Below are 16,898 nucleotides of genomic sequence, written 5' to 3'. Positions count from 1 at the left end.
AGGGGCGCGGGGAACTGCGCGCAGGGGAACGCGACGACTCGTCTGCCGGGTGCGGGGGTTCACTTGCAGGTGGGTGTCCGTACCCGGCACACGCTCGTCGTCTCCCGTTGCGCGCAGTTCCTCGCGCCCCTGGGCCCGTGGCCGGTACTCGCTGTCGAAGGCTCCGAGCCCCGGGCCTACCGCCCTTGCCGCCTGTGCCGCCTGTGCCGCCCGGAGGGCGGTGAGGGGCGCGGGGAACTGCGCGCAGGGGAACGCGACGACTCGTCTGCCGGGTGCGGGGGTTCACTTGCAGGTGGGTGTCCGTACCCGGCACACGCTTGCGGTCTCCCGTTGCGCGCAGTTCCTCGCGCCCCTGGGCCCGTAGCCGGTACTCGCTGTCGAAGGCTCCGAGCCCCGGGCCTACCGCCCGTGCCGCCCGTGCCGCCTGTGCCGCCCGGAGGGCGGTGAGGGGCGCGGGGAACTGCGCGCTGGGGTACGCGGCGACTCGTCTGCCGGGTGTGGGGGTTCACTTGCAGGTGGGTGTCCGTACCCGGCACATGCACGTGGTCTCCCGTTGCGCGCAGTTCCTCGCGCCCCTGGGCCCGTAGCCGGTCCCCGCCGTCGCAGGCTCCGAGCCCCGGGCCCGTGGTCGGTCCCCACCATTGCAAGGCCAGCGCGCCGGGCCCGTGGCCGGTCCCTGTCGTTCGCCCAGCAGGCTTGTCCGGCAAGGGGGTTGGCGTGTCGGGTCGGGTCGGGTGGGGTGGGCGCGGGTAGGACTGGGGGTGTCCGTACGGTTCCACCGAGCGCAGGAGCCCTGAAGTGGCCGCATATCTCGACCGTGACGCAGCCGATCCGCAGCTGGCCCCCGCCGAGGAGCCGCCGCCGTCCCCGGAGTTGGCCGCCCTGGCGCACGCGCACGGCGTGGACACCACGTACGACGTCGGCGCCGGCCCGGTGCCGGTCGCGCCGCACACGCTGATCGCCGTCCTGGCCGCCCTCGGCGTCGACGCCTCCACCCCGGCCGCCGTCCGCGCCGCGAACGAGCGGCACCGCACCGAGCTGGCCGCCCGCCTGCTGCCGCCCTGCGTGGTGGTCCGGGCGGGCCGCCGCACCGCGCTGGACGTCCCGGCCGGTGCCAGGCTCTCGGTGGAGCTGGAGAGCGGCGGCACCTGGACCCTGGCGCCGTCCCGCTCGCACTGGCTGCCCGCCGACCTCCCGCTCGGCCGGCACCGCCTCACCGTCCGCACCACCGACGGGCAGGCCGACTCCACCCCGCTGATCGTGGCTCCGCCGCGGCTGCCGGAGATCGGCCGCCGGTCCTGGGGCTTCCTCGCCCAGCTCTACTCGGTGCTCTCCGAACGCTCTTGGGGCATGGGCGACTTGGGCGATCTCGCGGAGCTCGCCGCCTGGTCCGGCCACGCCCTCGGGGCCGGCTTCGTCCAGCTCAACCCGCTGCACGCCGCCCTGCCCGGCGCCCCCTCCGACCCGTCGCCGTACCGCCCGTCCTCCCGCCGTTTCACCGACCCGGTGCACCTGCGGATCGAGGCGGTCCCCGAGTACCCGTACGCCGACCACTCCCTGCTCGCCGGATTCGTCGAGCAGGGACGGCGGTTGAGCGCCGAGGTGCTGGAGCACGACGGCCTGGTGGACCGCGACGCGGTGCGCGCCGTCAAGCTGGCGGCCCTCGAAGTCCTGCACCGGGTCCCCCGCAGTCCCGGCCGGGAGGCGGCCTACCGGGCGTACGCGGCCCGCGAGGGCAGCTGGCTGGAGCGGTTCGCGCTCTGGTGCGCGCTGGCCGAGGTGCACGGCGACGACTGGCACCACTGGCCGAAGGGCCTGCGCCACCCCGACAGTCCGCACGTCACCAAGGCCGCCCAGGAGCTGGCCGGGCGGGTGGAGTTCCACCGCTGGCTGGCCTGGCTGACGGACGGTCAGCTGGGCGCCGCCCAGCAGGCCGCCGAGGAGGCCGGGATGCCGGTCGGCCTGGTGCACGACCTGGCGGTCGGCGTGCACCCGGACGGTGCGGACGCCTGGGTGCTGCAGGACGTGCTGGCCACCGGCATCTCGGTCGGCGCTCCGCCGGACGCGTTCAACGCGCACGGTCAGGACTGGGGCCTGCCGCCCTGGCGTCCGGACGCGCTGGCCGCCGCCGGGTACGCCCCGTACGCGGAGCTGCTGCGGTCGGTGGTGCGGCACGCGGGGGCGGTGCGGATCGACCACGTGATGGGCCTGTTCCGGCTCTGGTGGGTGCCGGAGGGGCTGCCGCCCACCCAGGGCGCGTACGTCCGGTACGACGCCGAGGCGATGCTCGGGGTGCTGGCACTGGAGGCGCACCGGGCCGGCACCTACGTGATCGGCGAGGACCTGGGCACGGTGGAGCCGGGGGTGCGGGAGGAGTTGACGGCCCGTGGGGTGCTGGGCACCTCGGTGCTCTGGTTCGAGCGGGACTGGCGGGCGGACGGCGCGATCCTGCCGCCGGAGCGCTGGCGAGCCGCCTGTCTGGCCACCCTGACCACCCACGACCTGCCGAGCACCGCGGCCCGGCTGTCCGGCGAGCACGTCGAGCTGCGGCACCGGCTGGGGCTGCTGGCCCGTCCGCTGGCCGAGGAGCAGGCCGAGGCCGCCGCCGAACTGGCCGACTGGCAGGCCGAGCTGACCCGCCTGGGCCTGCTCCCGGCGGGCGCCGCGCCGACCCCGGAGGCGCTCTACGCCTTCCTGCTGGCCACCCCGGCCGAGCTGGTCGGGGTGTGGCTGCCCGACCTGGTGGAGGACCCGCGCCCGCAGAACCTCCCCGGCACCTGGGACCAGTACCCGAACTGGCGGCTCCCGGTGGCCGACCGGAGCGGACGGCCCGTCACCCTGGAGCAGCTGACGGCCTCCCCGGCCGCCGCCCGGCTGGTGGCGGCGCTCGGAAGGCGCACCCCGGCGAGCGGTGGCCGATAAGCGGCCGGTACCTTGGGAAACGTGGACAAGAGGAACTCTTTGCGAGTCGGCGCGGTCACCGCTACGGCGACGCTGATGATGCTGTTGACGTCGCCCGCCGCCCTGGCGCTGACCCGGGACGACGGCGACGACCCGGGCACCGGCCTGAGCGTGGCCGAGACCCTCGGCCTGTTCGTGGTCGCCCCGTTGGTCGCCTTCGCGATCATCGCCGGCCTGGTGATGATCCCGTCCCTGGGCAAGGGCAAGAAGTAACGACCCGTCACCGGAGGCCGCCGTCGGGGATCCCCCGACGGCGGCCTCCGGCATGCCCGGACTACTGTCGTCCCCCGTGATCGACGCACCGCTGCACGCCAAGTACCGCGACCTGAGCTCCGCCGCCGACCGCGCGCTGCGCTCGGCCGCCCACCACCCCGACCCGGTGCCCACCGACGGCGACCCCCGCTGGGGACTCAGCCTGGTGCTGCGGATCGAGGGGGAGGTCCGGGACGCCCTGTGCGCCGAACTGGCCGCGCTCGCCGCCGCCCGCCGGGCCCCGCACCTGGTCTACGCCCCCGAGCACCTGCACTCCACCGTGCGCAGCCTGGAGGGCTTCCGCGACGAGGTCCCGCCCGGGCTGGTCGACCGGTACGCCGCACTGGTCCGCGAGGCGGTGGCGGGGCTGCCGGAGATCGAGATCGACTTCCGGGGGCTGGGTGCCTCCGAGGGCGGGGTGTTCGCCTGCGGGTACGCGGGGCCCGGCCTCACCGAGCTGCGCGAGCGGCTGCGCCGGGCGCGGCCGGCGTCCGACCGGCCCGGCGGTGACGGGGACCGGGTGCGGGACACCGCCCACGTCTCCCTGATGGTCTTCCGGCCGCCGCTGGTGCCGGAGCCCGGGCTGGCCGACCACGTCGCGGCCCGCCGCGACACCGCCTACGGCACGGTCCGGGTGCGGAGCCTCTCCCTGGTCCGGTACCGCCCGACGGCGGATTCGGCGGGGCTGACCGAGCTGGACCGGATCACCCTCTGACCTGACGTGACCTGACGCAGCGCCCCGAGCACCCCAGCGCACCGCGCACCCCAGCGAACGCCCGAGGGGCACCGCCCGCGATCGCGGCCGGTGCCCCTCGGGGTGAGCGTGCGTCAGTGACCGAGCGCGCGGCTGCCGGCCGCGTGGTCGGCGGCCTGCGCCTTGAGGGCCCGCTCGACGGCGGCCCGGGACTCGACCACCATCCGGCGCAGGGCCGGGGCGGGCTCGGCCGAGGCCAGCCAGGCGTCGGTGGTCTCCAGGGTGGACGGGGAGACCTGGAGGGCCGGGTAGAGGCCGACCACGATCTGCTGCGAGATCTCGTGGCTGCGGGTCTCGTAGACGCCCTTGATCGCGGCGAAGTACTTCTCCGCGTACGGGGCCAGCAGCTCGCGCTGGTCGGCCTGGCCGAAGCCGCCGATCACCGCGTCCTGCACGTAGTTGGTGAGGTCGTCGCGCTCCACCACCGAGGCCCATGCCTCGGCCTTGGCCTCGGCGGTCGGGCGGGCGGCGCGGCAGGAGGCGGCGCGCTCCTGGCCGGCCGCGGTGGAGTCGCGCTCCAGCTCGGCGGTGATCGCGGCCTCGTCGGCCCGGCCGGTGGCGACCAGGCGGCTGAGCAGCACCCAGCGCAGCTCGGTGTCGACGGCCAGGCCGTCCAGCTCCACCGAACCGGCCAGCAGCCCGGCCAGCAGGTCGAGCTGACCCTCCGTCCGGGCCACGGCGGAGAGCGCCCGGGCCCAGGCCAGCTGGTGGTCGCTGCCCGGGGCGGCGGCCCGCAGCTGCTCCTCGGCGGCGGCGGCCCAGCGCTGCAGGCCCTGCTCGCGCCAGGCCGGGTCGGCGTACATGTCCAGGGCGAGCTTGACCTGGCGCTGCACCGACTGGACGACGCCGATGTCGCTCTCCCGGGCCAGGCCGGAGAGGGCCAGCGCCAGGTAGTCGCGGGTGGCCAGCTCGCCGTCCCGGGTCATGTCCCAGGCGGAGGCCCAGCAGAGCGCGCGGGGGAGCGAGGTGGTGAAGGCGCCCAGGTGCTCGGTGACGGCGGCCAACGAGTCGGCGTCGAGCCGGACCTTGGCGTAGGAGAGGTCGTCGTCGTTGAGCAGCAGCACGGTCGGGCGCTGCTTGCCGACCAGCTGCGGCACGGCGGTCTCGGCGCCGTCCACGTCCAGCTCGATCCGCTCGGTGCGGACCAGCTGACCCTCCTTCAGCTCGTAGGCGCCGATGGCGATCCGGTGCGGGCGGAGCACGGCCTCGCCCTTGGCGCCGGCCGGCAGCGCCGGGGCCTCCTGGAGCACCGAGAAGGAGGTGATGACGCCGTCGGCGTCGGTCTCCAGCCGCGGGCGCAGCACGTTGATGCCGGCCGTCTCCAGCCAGGACTTCGACCAGGCCTTGAGGTCACGGCCGCTGGTCTGCTCCAGGGCGCCGAGCAGGTCGCTGAGGCGGGTGTTGCCCCAGGAGTGCGCCTTGAAGTAGGCCTGGACGCCCTTGAAGAACTCCTCCTGGCCGACGTACGCCACCAGCTGCTTGAGCACCGAGGCGCCCTTGGCGTAGGTGATGCCGTCGAAGTTGACCATGACGTCCTCGAGATCGTTGATCTCGGCCATGATCGGGTGGGTGGAGGGGAGCTGGTCCTGGCGGTAGGCCCAGGTCTTCATCTCGTTGGCGAAGGTGGTCCAGGAGTCCGGCCACTGGGAGCCGGCCGCCTCGGCCTGGCAGACCGACTCGGCGTAGGTGGCGAACGACTCGTTCAGCCAGAGGTCGTTCCACCACTCCATGGTGACCAGGTTGCCGAACCACATGTGGGCCAGCTCGTGCAGGATCGTGGAGGCCCGGGCCTCGTAGGCCGCGTCGGTGACCTTCGAGCGGAAGACGTACTGGTCCCGGAAGGTGACCGCGCCCGCGTTCTCCATCGCGCCGGCGTTGAACTCCGGCACGAAGAGCTGGTCGTACTTCTCGAACGGGTACGGGCAGTCGAACTTCTCCTGGAAGTAGTCGAAGCCCTGCCGGGTCACGGTGAAGATCGCGTCGGCGTCCAGGAACTCGCGCAGCGAGGGGCGGCAGTAGACGCCGAGCGGGACCACCTGGTCGCCGCTGCGGTACTCGTCGAAGACGCCGACGTACGGACCGGCGATCAGCGCGGTGATGTAGGTGGAGATCCGGCCGGTCGGGCTGAACCGCCAGACCCGGGTGTCGCCCTCGCCCTCGGGCTGCGGGGTGGGCGAGTTGGAGACCACGGCCCAGCCGGTGGGCGCGGTCACCGTGAAGGTGAAGGCGGCCTTCAGGTCGGGCTGCTCGAAGGAGGCGAACACCCGGCGGGCGTCCGGCACCTCGAACTGGGTGTAGAGGTAGGTCTCGCCGTCGACCGGGTCGACGAAGCGGTGCAGGCCCTCACCGGTGTTGGTGTAGGCGCAGTCGGCGACCACCTTGAGCTCGTTCTCGGCGGCCAGGCCGGGCAGCGGGATGCGGCTGTCGGCGAACGACTCCAGCGGCAGCGCCCGGCCGTTCAGCACGATCTCCGAGACGCCGGGCGCCACCAGGTCGATGAAGCTGTCGGCGCCCGGGGTGGTGGCGGTGAACCGGACCACGGTGGAGGAGCGGAAGGTGCCGCCCTCCCGCGCCGAGCTCAGGTCGACGTCGATCTCGTACGACTCCACGTGCAGGAGCGCGGCCCGGGTGCGGGCCTCCTCACGGGTCAAGTTGGTGCCAGGCACTCGCAGGACTCCTTTGTCAGGCATGGGTGCCGCCATCCTTCCACGTCGCCTCGGCGGACCGCCGCCGAGTATCCGGCCGACACCGTCCGGGCGGCTCCCAGACAACGATCCGTGTTCGATCCGCGTTCAGGCGGGGTTCGCTCTTGACGCGGTGTCGGGCGGGTGGCCGAGCATAGGCTTCAGAAGTTGAAGGTGAATATCCGGAGCTCCGCCGCAACGGCGCGGCTGGTGCGGAGGCCGTCGGGCCGCCGCGCCCAAGGAGGGTGAATCATGTCGCTGGACACACCGGGATCGCAGTCCTCGCTGCACCGGGCCAATCTCGAACGGGTGCTGCGGGCGGTCCGGATGGCCGGATCGCTGACCCAGGCGGAGATCGCCCGGTCCACCGGACTCTCGGCGGCCACGGTGTCCAACATCGTCCGGGAGCTCAAGGAGAGCGGCACCGTCGTGGTGGCCGACACCTCGTCAGGTGGCCGCCGGGCCCGCTCGGTCTCGCTCAGCGGGGACGCCGGCATCGTGGTCGGGGTGGACTTCGGCCACACCCACCTGCGGGTCGCGGTGGGCAACCTGGCGCACCGGGTGCTGGCCGAGGAGAGCGAGCCGATCGACGTGGACGTCTCGGCCAAGCAGGGCTTCGACCGGGCCGAGGCGCTGGTCGCCCGGCTGCTGGGGCAGGCCGGCTTCAAGCCGGAGAAGGTGATCGGGGTCGGCCTCGGCGTGCCGGGTCCGATCGACCAGGAGACCGGGGCGCTGGGCTCCACCGCGATCCTGCCGGGCTGGACCGGCATCGCGCCCGGCCGGGAGCTGGCCGACCGCCTGGGCATGGAGGTGCACGTCGACAACGACGCCAACCTGGGGGCGCTCGGCGAGCTGGTCTGGGGGGCCGGCCGGGGGCTGACCGACCTGGCGTACATCAAGGTGGCCAGTGGCGTGGGCTCAGGCTTGGTGATCAACGGTCAGATCTACCGGGGGCCGGGCGGCACCGCGGGCGAGATCGGGCACATCACCCTGGACGAGGCCGGCCCGGTCTGCCGCTGCGGCAACCGGGGCTGCCTGGAGACCTTCGTCGGCTCCCGGTACCTGCTCAATCTCTTGAACGCCAACCACCCGGGGGAGCTGACCCTCACCAGGGTGGTGCAGCTGGCCCAGCAGGGCGACCTCGGCTGCCGCCGGGTGATCGCCGACGCCGGCCGGCAGATCGGCACCGGTGTGGCCACCCTGTGCAATCTGCTCAACCCCCGCCGGGTGATCCTCGGCGGCGACCTGGCCGAGGCCGGTGACCTGGTGCTTTCCCCGATCCGGGACTCGGTGGCGCGGTACGCGATCCCCTCGGCGGCCCGTCAGTTGTCGGTCGTCCCGGGCACCCTGGGCGGCCGTGCGGAGGTGCTCGGGGCGCTCGCGCTGGTGATGAGCGAGATGGGCGAATCGGGCGCAATCCGGCAGACCGCCGCCGCCGGAGCCTGACGGGGAGTCAGTCCGGAAATCGCTCTCCCGCGTCCGTTTGTGGTGAAGCCGAGGCCGAACATGTCCGTTTGGTCTCGGCTTCGCCTTCATGAAGATAACGAAAGGGTTTGGATCGCCGACCGCTTGGTTTTACTTATTGACGACAAGCGACCGGCAGGGGTTGACTCCGTCTCACCTCGCCGCAACGTTGCGGCTCCGTCAGGGAGGCACCCCCCACATGAACGCAATGATGCGTCGCGTCGTCATAGGCACCGCCGCCGTCTCGATGGCCCTCGGTATGGCCGCCTGTGGCAAGGCCGGTGACGACAAGAAGGACAGCGCCTCGTCGGGCGACACCAAGTCGATCGGCCTGCTGCTCCCGGAGAACGCGTCCTCCACCCGTTACGAGTCCTTCGACAAGCCGTTCATCGAGGCCAAGGTCAAGGCGCTCTGCGGGGACTGCACCGTCAAGTACAGCAACGCCGAGGGCTCCGCCTCGAAGCAGAAGCAGCAGTTCGACACCCTGATCGCCGAGGGCGTGAAGGTGATCATCCTGGACGCCTTCGACGCCACCTCCACCCAGTCCTGGGTGAAGGACGCCGCCGCCAAGGGCGTCAAGGTCGTGGCGTACGACCGCCTGGCCACCGGCCCGGTCTCGGCCTACGTCTCGTTCGACAACGAGAAGGTCGGCCAGCTCCAGGGCGAGGCGCTGATCGAGGCGCTGGGCGCCAAGGCCGCCGACGCCAACGTCGTGATGATCAACGGTGACGAGGCCGACCCGAACGCGGCCTACTTCAAGTCCGGTGCCAAGAAGGCGCTGGAGGGCAAGGTCAAGAAGATCGTCTACGAGGCCTCCGGCGAGTGGAAGCCGACCGTGGCCGGCCAGAAGATCGGCACCGCCGTCACCACCCTGGGCAAGGACGGCTTCCAGGCCGTCTACTCCGCCAACGACGGCATGGCCGCCGCGATCATCACCCAGCTGAAGGCCGCCGGGATCAACGTCCCGGTCGGCGGCCAGGACGCCGGCATCGACGCTATCCAGCGCATCGTCTCGGGCGACCAGGCGTACACCATCTACAAGGCGTACAAGCCGCTGGCCGACTCGGCCGCCGAGCTGGCCGTCAACCTGCTCCAGAACAAGGACGTCAAGGCCGTCGCCTCGTCCACCGTGGACAGCCCGACCGACAAGGGCATCCCGGCCAAGCTGCTGACCCCGAAGGTCGTCACCAAGGCGAACATCAACGACACCGTGATCGCCGACCAGCTCTACAAGGTCGCCGACATCTGCACCGCTGACTACGCCGCCGCCTGCGCGACCGCCGGTCTGAAGTAAGTCCGGTACGGGCCGGCGCTCCTGACGGAGCGCCGGCCCCCCGCGTGGCGTGAGGACGACCGCCGCGCCCCCTTCTCGACGTTTCTCGTACTACCCCTGGAGATGGTTCACGTGACAGGCGCACCCGTATTGGCGTTGCGCGGGGTCTCCAAGCGCTTCGGTGCCGTCCAGGCGCTCACCGACGTGCACCTGGAGGTCCACGCCGGAGAGGTGGTCGCCCTGGTGGGCGACAACGGCGCCGGCAAGTCGACCCTGGTGAAGACCATCGCCGGCGTCCACCCGATCGACGAGGGTTCGATCGAGTGGGACGGCCGCGAGGTCCGGATCAACCGCCCGCAGGACGCCCAGGCCCTCGGCGTCGCCACCGTCTACCAGGACCTCGCGCTCTGCGACAACCTCGACGTGGTGGGCAACCTCTTCCTCGGCCGCGAGCTCAAGCGCTTCGGCACCCTGGACGAGGTCGCCATGGAGAAGCGGGCCAAGGAGCTGCTCGACACGCTCTCCATCCGCATCCCCAGCGTGCGCATCCCGATCGCGGCACTCTCCGGCGGTCAGCGCCAGGTGGTCGCGATCGCCCGTGCCCTGGTCGGCGACCCGAAGATCGTCATCCTGGACGAGCCCACCGCCGCGCTCGGCGTCGAGCAGACCGCCCAGGTGCTCGACCTGGTCGAGCGGCTCCGCGAGCGCGGTCTCGGGGTCATCCTGATCAGCCACAACATGGCGGACGTCAAGGCCGTCGCGGACACCGTGGCGGTCCTCCGCCTCGGCCGCAACAACGGCTCCTTCCCGGTCGCCGGCACCACCCACGAGGAGATCATCTCCGCCATCACCGGAGCCACCGAGAACGCCGTGACGCGGCGTCAGGCACGCATCGCGGAGGACGCCAAGTGAGCACCACCGAATCCACCACCCCGGCCCCGCCGGTCGACCCGCGCCTGCTGGTCCGTCAGCAGGGCTTCGCCGGCTACCTGGACGAGTTCCGCCGGAAGATGAAGAGCGGCGAGCTGGGCTCCGTCCCGGTCGTGCTCGGCCTGATCCTGATCGCGGCCATCTTCCAGGGCCTGACCGGCAAGTTCCTGAACGCCGACAACCTCACCAACATCACGCTCTGGATCGCGGGCCCCGGCCTGATCGCGGTCGGCATCGTGTTCGTGCTGCTGCTCGGTGAGATCGACCTCTCGCTCGGCTCGGTGGCCGGCGTCTCGGCCGCGATCGCCGGCGTGCTGTCGGCCCGGCAGGGCGTCAACGAGTACCTGGCGATCCTGATCGCGCTGGCCGCCGGCGTCGCGATGGGCGCGCTGCACGGCTTCTTCTTCGCCAAGATCGGCGTCCCGGCCTTCGTGGTCACGCTGGCCGGCCTGCTGGCCTGGAGCGGCCTCCAGCAGTACGTGCTCGGCGACAAGGGCACCGCGAACGTGGTCAACGACGGCGTGATCGCCGACCTGGACCACTACTTCATCGGCGACGGCGACATCGCCGCCACCTGGATCTTCGCAATCCTGGGCATCGCGCTGTTCGGCGCCGGCCAGGTGCTGGACTCCCGCCGCCGCAAGGTGGCCGGCCTGCCGTCCCGTCCGACGAGCGAGATCGCCCTGCGCACCGGCCTGATCGCGGTGATCGGCATCGCCGCCGCCGCCATGCTCAACCAGAGCCAGGGCCTGCCGCTGCCGCTGGTGATCTTCCTCGGCATCGTGGTGGTCACCGACTTCGTGCTCCGCCGCACCTCCTACGGCCGGCAGATCTTCGCGGTCGGCGGCGGCATCGAGGCGGCCCGCCGGGCCGGCATCAACGTGGCCTGGGTGCGGATCTCGGTCTTCATGATCTCGGCCGGCATGGCCGCCCTCGGCGGACTGTTCATCATGAGCCAGCAGGGTTCGGCCGACAAGGCGCTCGGCGGCGGCAACGTGCTGATGAACTCGATCGCGGCGGCCGTCATCGGCGGCACCAGCCTGTTCGGCGGCCGGGGCAAGACCTGGTCGGCGCTGCTCGGCATCCTGGTGATCCAGTCGATCATCACCGGCCTGGACCTGGTGCACGTCAACCAGTCCGTGCAGTACATGATCACCGGCGCCGTGCTGCTGGCGGCCGTGGTGCTGGACTCCGTCTCCCGGCGGACCCAGAAGTCATCCGGTCGAGGTTGACCGTAAATCCGATCATGTGAGGCTCGGCACCCGAACCGATCGGGTGCCGAGCCTCGTCATGTCGGTCAACACCGGTCAACCCCAGGCGCGCTGACAAGCGTCCGCCAAGCGGACATTAGACTCGGGCAGTCCGGCCGTACGCGGCCCGAGAAAAACGGAACGAGGAGGAACGGGTGGCCCTGCTGACCCGCATTCGGGGACCGCGCGATCTCGACCGGCTCACGCCCGCCCAGCTGGCCGAGCTGGCAGGGGAGATCCGGACGTTCCTGGTCGAGGAGGTCTCCAAGACCGGCGGCCACCTCGGTCCGAACCTCGGTGTGGTGGAGCTCACCATCGCGCTGCACCGGGTCTTCGACTCCCCGCGCGACCGGATCATGTTCGACACCGGCCACCAGAGCTACGTGCACAAGCTGCTCACCGGCCGGCAGGACTTCTCCGGGCTGCGGACGAAGGGCGGCCTCTCCGGCTACCCGTCCCGCGCCGAGTCCGAGCACGACGTGATCGAGAACTCGCACGCCTCCACCGTGCTCGGCTACGCCGACGGCCTGGCCAAGGCGAACCAGCTCCAGGGCCACGGCGACCGCCCGGTGGTCGCGGTGATCGGTGACGGCGCGCTGACCGGCGGCATGGCCTGGGAGGCGCTGAACAACATCGCCGACGCCAAGGACCGCCCGGTCGTCATCGTGGTCAACGACAACGAGCGGTCGTACTCCCCGACCATCGGCGGCCTGGCCAACCACCTCGCCACCCTGCGCACCACCCAGGGCTACGAGCGCTTCCTGACCTGGGGCAAGGAGGCGCTGCAGCGCACCCCCGTGGTCGGCCGCCCGGTCTTCGAGACCCTGCACGGCGCCAAGAAGGGCCTGAAGGACTTCATCGCCCCGCAGGGCATGTTCGAGGACCTCGGCCTCAAGTACATCGGCCCGATCGACGGCCACGACCTGAACGCGCTGGAGTCCGCCCTCACCAAGGCGCGCGGCTTCGGCGGCCCGGTGATCGTGCACTGCCTCACCGAGAAGGGCCGCGGCTACCACGCGGCCGAGAGCAACGAGGAGGACCGCTTCCACGCGGTCGGCGTGATCCACCCGGAGACCGGCCTGCCGATCAAGAGCGCGGGCAAGGACTGGACCGGCGTGTTCGCCGAGGAGATGGTGGCCCTCGGCCGCGAGCGCGAGGACATCGTCGGCATCACCGCCGCGATGCTCCACCCCGTCGGCCTGGCCCCGTTCGCCAAGGCGTACCCGGACCGGATCTACGACGTCGGCATCGCCGAGCAGCACGCGGCCGTCTCGGCGGCCGGCCTGGCCACCGGCGGCCTGCACCCGGTCTTCGCGGTCTACGCGACCTTCCTCAACCGGGCCTTCGACCAGGTCCTGATGGACGTCGCCCTGCACCGGCTCGGCGTCACCTTCGTGCTCGACCGGGCCGGCGTCACCGGCACCGACGGCGCCTCGCACAACGGCATGTGGGACATGTCGATCTGTCAGGTGGTGCCCGGCCTGCGGCTGGCCGCGCCGCGCGACGCCGACCAGCTCCGCGCCCAGCTGCGCGAGGCGGTCGAGGTGGACGACGCCCCGACCGTGGTCCGCTACTCCAAGGGCACCGTCGGCCCGGCCGTCCCGGCGGTCGGCACCGTCGGCGGGATGGACCTGCTGCGCCGCGACGAGGACGCCGAGGTGCTGATCGTCTCGGTCGGCGCGATGGCCACCACCTGCCTGGCCGCCGCCGAGCTGCTCGCCGAGCAGGGCATCGCCACCACCGTGGTCGACCCGCGCTGGGTCAAGCCGGTCGACCCGGCGCTGCCCGGCCTGGCCGCCGAGCACCGTCTGGTGATCACGGTCGAGGACAACGGCCGGGCCGGCGGCGTCGGCTCGATGATCGCCCAGGCCCTCCGGGACGCCGACGTGGACGTCCCGCTGCGCGACTTCGGCATCCCGCAGGAGTTCCTGGACCACGCGTCCCGTGACCAGATCCTCGCCGAGATCGGCCTCACCGCCCCGGCGATCGCCACCAAGGCCGCCGAGACCCTGGCCCGCACCACCGCCACGGTCTGAGCCACCGCCCCGGGGCGCGGCGCCCGGAAGGGCCGGCGCCCGGGGCGCAGGGCTCTGCTGATGTGCGGCTCCGCCGCGTGTGCGCGAGTCGGAAGGCGGCTCACCTGCGACCGACCCACCGTCGGCCGGTCGCAGGTGCCGCCGCCCCGCCCCGCGCCGTTCCTCGCGCCCCTGCGCGGAGCTCCGGCCCGGTGGCCGCCCGCGTTTCCGCTGCGTGTGCGTACCGTCCGCGCCGTGGCCGGAAATAATCCGTCGCCGCCGCGAGGCGTCACGCGACACACTTCTGTCAGATCGTCACATCGAATGGCCGGACCGGCGCCGCCCCCGGCAGAGCCGCCCGGTAGGTTGTCCCTCGTGTCCGATGCCCTGGCCCGACATTTCGCCGCCCTGACCGCGCGGCTGCCCGAGCGCGTCCGCACGGGCTACTGGACCAGACTGGTGCCGGTGCTCGCCGTCCTGGCGACCGTCACCCACATCCCGTCCTTCCTCCGCCCCGTGTGGAGCCCGGACGAGGGCTACCTCGCCACCCAGGCCAGGATGCTGGCGGACGGCGGCGTGCTCTACGACACCGTGGTGGACCGCAAGCCGCCGCTGCTGCCCTGGCTGTACGAGGCCTGCTTCGCCCTCTTCGGCTCGGCCTCGCTCTGGCCGCTCCGCACCCTGGCGATCGTCGCCCACCTGGTCACCGCGATCCTGCTGGCCTCGATCGCCCGGGGCCGCTGGGGCAACCGGGCCGGCGGCGCGGCCGGCGCGCTCTACCTGCTGGTCTCGATCGGCCTCTCGCCGGAGGACACCCAGGCGGCCACCTTCGAGGTCTTCATGCTGCCCGCGATGGTGGCCGCGTTCCGGTACGCCGAGCGCCGCCGCTGGCTGGCGGCCGGGATCGCGGTGGCGCTCTGCTCGCTGACCAAGCAGACCGGCGGGGCGGTGATGCTCCCGGTGCTCTGGATGCTGCTCCAGGACGCCCGGCTGCGCGGGGTGCGCTGGCAGCCCGCGCTGTTCAAGATCTGTTTCGGCTTCGCCCTGCCGATAAGCCTGGTCGCGGTGATCCTCACCAACCCCAAGGGCTTCCTGTTCTGGGTGGTCACCGGCAGCGGTGACTACGCGTCACTCGGCGGCGCCTGGCTCCAGATGACCGGCCGGGCGCTGGGCAACTCGGCCATCCTGCTGGCGGCCGGCCTCGGCTTCCTGGCCCCCGTCGGCCACCGGCTCTGGCTGAGGCTCCGCCACCGGGCGCTGCCCTCGCCCCGGGGCGAGGAGTACGGCTCGACCTCGGACCTCTGGGTCTGGCTGCTCTCCTCGGTGGTCGCGGTCTCCACCGGCTTCCACTTCTTCGGCCACTACTACCTCCAGCTGATGCCGCCGCTGGTGCTGCTCGGCACCGGAGCGGTGGCCACCTCGAAGCTCCGCTGGAAGCCCGTGCTGCTCTACAGCGCGGTCGCCTCCTTCGCGTTCTGCGCCCTCGCGGTCTTCTGGCCCGGCCAGCGGATGAACCACACCTCGCAGGTCGCCAGCACCATCGCCGAGCAGACCACCGCCAAGGACACCGTGCTGGTCTGGGGCATGCACCCCGAGCTCTACTGGCTGGCCGACCGACGCCCCGTCACCCGCTACCTGACGGCCGGCTTCCTGACCAACTTCAGCGGCGGCAAGGACGGCAAGGACGTCGGCGAGCAGTACAGCATGGCCGACGCCTGGCAGACCTTCGACGAGGAACTGGCCAAGGGCCTCCCCGAGATCGTGGTCGACGACTCCGGCCGCTCCCCGTACCAGCCGGTGCACATCCCCAGGATCGAGAACCTGCTCGACACCCGCTACGAGGTGGTCGGCGTCAACGCCGACACCGTCATCTACCGCCTCAAGCGCTAGCGGGCCCGGGCGCGGTGAGCTCGGCGGCCACCGTGAGCAGCACGGCGGCGATCTCCAGTGCGCTCTCCCGGCGTTCGTCCGGAGCCTGCCCGGAGCGGGCGGAGCACTCGGCGAGGTGCAGCCGGGCGGCGGTGGCGAGGTCGCGCTCGACGGCGGCGACGGTGCGCCAGCGGTCGAGGAAGTCGTGCACCGGCACCAGGCTGTCGGTGCCGAGCGCCCGGGTGAAGGCCCGGTCGCGGTCGCGCTCCAGCTCCAGCAGGCGGTAGGGGGCGACGGAGGTGATGACGGCCCGGATGGCGGCGAAGGAGGCGTCGTCCAGCGGGACGGGTCCGGCGGGGGCGGTGACGGTGCTCATCGTGGCGGTCCTTGCGTCGGCGTGGTGGTCCCGGCCGGTCTGGTGATCGCTCCGGCCAGGGCCGTCCACAGGGGGTTGGCCGGCGGGTACGGCAGCATGTCCTCGGCGTAGTACCACCAGAAGTGGCCGCCCAGGTAGCGCGGTGCGGTGACCGGCAGGGTGTAGTAGTGGGTGAGCTGCTCGGCCTTGGCGGCGGTCGGCGCGCTCCGGTCGGAGAGCCCGGTCTCGCCGAAGCCCACCCGGGCGTGCGGGAAGAGGCCGGCCAGTTCGGTGAAGAGCGCGTCCCACTCGGCGAGCGGGGGGCGGTAGCCGTGGCAGTCGTCCTCGTAGTAGGAGACCAGCAGCACGTCCAGGCCGTCCCGGAGCTCGGGCGGCAGCTCGGCCCGGGCCCAGGGGAGCATCTCGTGCCCGGGGTCCTCGGCGCAGCCGGGGTTGTAGTACAGCGTGAGCGCGGTCCGCCCGCCCGCCGCGACCACCTGCCGGTAGGCGTCGGTCACCTTGGCGGCGACCTGACCGGCCGGGCCGAGCCATCCGCCGTTGACCTCGTTGCCGACCTCCCAGAGGTCGACCTGCCCGCCGAAGGCGGCCAGCAGGGCGGCGGTGCGGTCGTGATGCTCCGTCAGGGAGGTGGCGGCCATCGCGGAGGAGTCCACCGGCAGGCCCATCAGGTGGGCGACGGGGTGCAGGGCGGCCACCGCCTCGGCGTAGTCGGCCGGGCCGGTGCCCGGGTCGAAGACGATCCGGGCGGTCGGACGCTGCGGCAGGTCCCGGAGCGAGGCGGTCAGTTGGGACAGCCGGGACACGTCGTCCAGGGTGACGCCGTAGAGGGTGTCCGGCAGCGCCCGGCCCGGGGGAGTGGCGGGCGGCGACCCCGGGGCGGAGGTGCAGGAGAGCAGCAGGCCGAGGCAGGCCACCGCGAGGGCGAGGCGGGGACGTCCGCTGCGCATCGGAGCTGCTCCCTACTCGACCGTGACGGACTTGGCGAGGTTGCGGGGTTGGTCGACCTCGTGGCCCTTGGCGGTGGCCAGCTCGCAGGCGAAGACCTGGAGCGGGACGGTGGCCACCAGCGG

At 72.4% G+C, this 16,898-nt stretch carries 12 protein-coding genes; 9 read left to right on the top strand and 3 right to left on the bottom strand.

Going from position 1 to position 16,898, the window contains the following annotated elements:
• Nucleotides 1-798: 798 nt before the first annotated feature.
• From malQ to ACIRBX_RS37730, 3 genes are all read left to right on the top strand, one after another.
• Nucleotides 799-2,922 (top strand): 4-alpha-glucanotransferase, encoded by a 2,124-nt coding sequence (gene malQ, locus ACIRBX_RS37740; protein ID WP_402304863.1) that lies wholly within the window; start codon nucleotides 799-801, stop codon nucleotides 2,920-2,922.
• Between the two features lie 21 nt (nucleotides 2,923-2,943).
• Entirely contained in the window at nucleotides 2,944-3,174 is a 231-nt protein-coding gene (locus tag ACIRBX_RS37735) for a hypothetical protein (RefSeq protein WP_402304861.1), read from the top strand.
• Between the two features lie 76 nt (nucleotides 3,175-3,250).
• Nucleotides 3,251-3,928, top strand: a complete 678-nt coding sequence (locus ACIRBX_RS37730) for a 2'-5' RNA ligase family protein (RefSeq protein WP_402304858.1) — start codon at nucleotides 3,251-3,253, stop codon at nucleotides 3,926-3,928.
• A 113-nt stretch (nucleotides 3,929-4,041) separates the two neighbouring features.
• Here ACIRBX_RS37730 and pepN read toward each other — a convergent pair whose 3' ends face one another.
• Nucleotides 4,042-6,633, bottom strand: coding sequence for an aminopeptidase N (pepN, locus tag ACIRBX_RS37725; protein ID WP_402304856.1), 2,592 nt, complete (start codon nucleotides 6,631-6,633; stop codon nucleotides 4,042-4,044).
• 276 nt (nucleotides 6,634-6,909) lie between these two features.
• Here pepN and ACIRBX_RS37720 point away from each other — a divergent pair, with 276 nt between their 5' ends.
• The 6 genes from ACIRBX_RS37720 (at nucleotide 6,910) to ACIRBX_RS37695 (ending at nucleotide 15,473) form a co-directional block, all read left to right on the top strand.
• On the top strand, nucleotides 6,910-8,097 hold the full coding sequence (locus ACIRBX_RS37720) for an ROK family protein (RefSeq protein ID WP_402304988.1): 1,188 nt from the start codon (nucleotides 6,910-6,912) through the stop codon (nucleotides 8,095-8,097).
• Nucleotides 8,098-8,314: 217 nt separating this feature from the next.
• Nucleotides 8,315-9,409, top strand: a complete 1,095-nt coding sequence (locus ACIRBX_RS37715; protein ID WP_402304854.1) for a sugar ABC transporter substrate-binding protein — start codon at nucleotides 8,315-8,317, stop codon at nucleotides 9,407-9,409.
• A 102-nt stretch (nucleotides 9,410-9,511) separates the two neighbouring features.
• Nucleotides 9,512-10,300, top strand: a complete 789-nt coding sequence (locus ACIRBX_RS37710) for an ATP-binding cassette domain-containing protein (protein WP_402304853.1) — start codon at nucleotides 9,512-9,514, stop codon at nucleotides 10,298-10,300.
• Nucleotides 10,297-11,550 carry a sugar ABC transporter permease gene (locus tag ACIRBX_RS37705; protein ID WP_402304851.1) on the top strand — a complete coding sequence of 418 codons (1,254 nt, stop codon included), beginning with the start codon at nucleotides 10,297-10,299 and terminating at the stop codon, nucleotides 11,548-11,550. Before ACIRBX_RS37710 ends, ACIRBX_RS37705 begins: the two co-directional genes overlap by 4 nt.
• Before the next feature lie 173 nt (nucleotides 11,551-11,723).
• Nucleotides 11,724-13,604 carry a 1-deoxy-D-xylulose-5-phosphate synthase gene (dxs, locus tag ACIRBX_RS37700; protein WP_402304849.1) on the top strand — a complete coding sequence of 627 codons (1,881 nt, stop codon included), beginning with the start codon at nucleotides 11,724-11,726 and terminating at the stop codon, nucleotides 13,602-13,604.
• Between the two features lie 354 nt (nucleotides 13,605-13,958).
• Complete coding sequence (locus tag ACIRBX_RS37695; RefSeq protein ID WP_402304846.1) at nucleotides 13,959-15,473, top strand: ArnT family glycosyltransferase; 1,515 nt, start codon at nucleotides 13,959-13,961, stop codon at nucleotides 15,471-15,473.
• Here ACIRBX_RS37695 and ACIRBX_RS37690 read toward each other — a convergent pair.
• Together ACIRBX_RS37690 and ACIRBX_RS37685 are read right to left on the bottom strand one after the other, a co-directional pair.
• Nucleotides 15,463-15,828, bottom strand: a complete 366-nt coding sequence (locus tag ACIRBX_RS37690) for a DUF6247 family protein (protein WP_402304843.1) — start codon at nucleotides 15,826-15,828, stop codon at nucleotides 15,463-15,465. The genes ACIRBX_RS37695 and ACIRBX_RS37690 overlap by 11 nt on opposite strands.
• Entirely contained in the window at nucleotides 15,825-16,775 is a 951-nt protein-coding gene (locus ACIRBX_RS37685; RefSeq protein WP_402304840.1) for a hypothetical protein, read from the bottom strand. The genes ACIRBX_RS37690 and ACIRBX_RS37685 overlap by 4 nt, the downstream gene beginning before the upstream one ends.
• Nucleotides 16,776-16,898 lie beyond the last annotated feature (123 nt).

Origin of the sequence: Kitasatospora sp. NPDC096147 (assembly GCF_044763225.1) — a bacterium.
Lineage (GTDB): Bacteria > Actinomycetota > Actinomycetes > Streptomycetales > Streptomycetaceae > Kitasatospora.
This window is presented reverse-complemented; position numbering and strand designations above follow the sequence as displayed.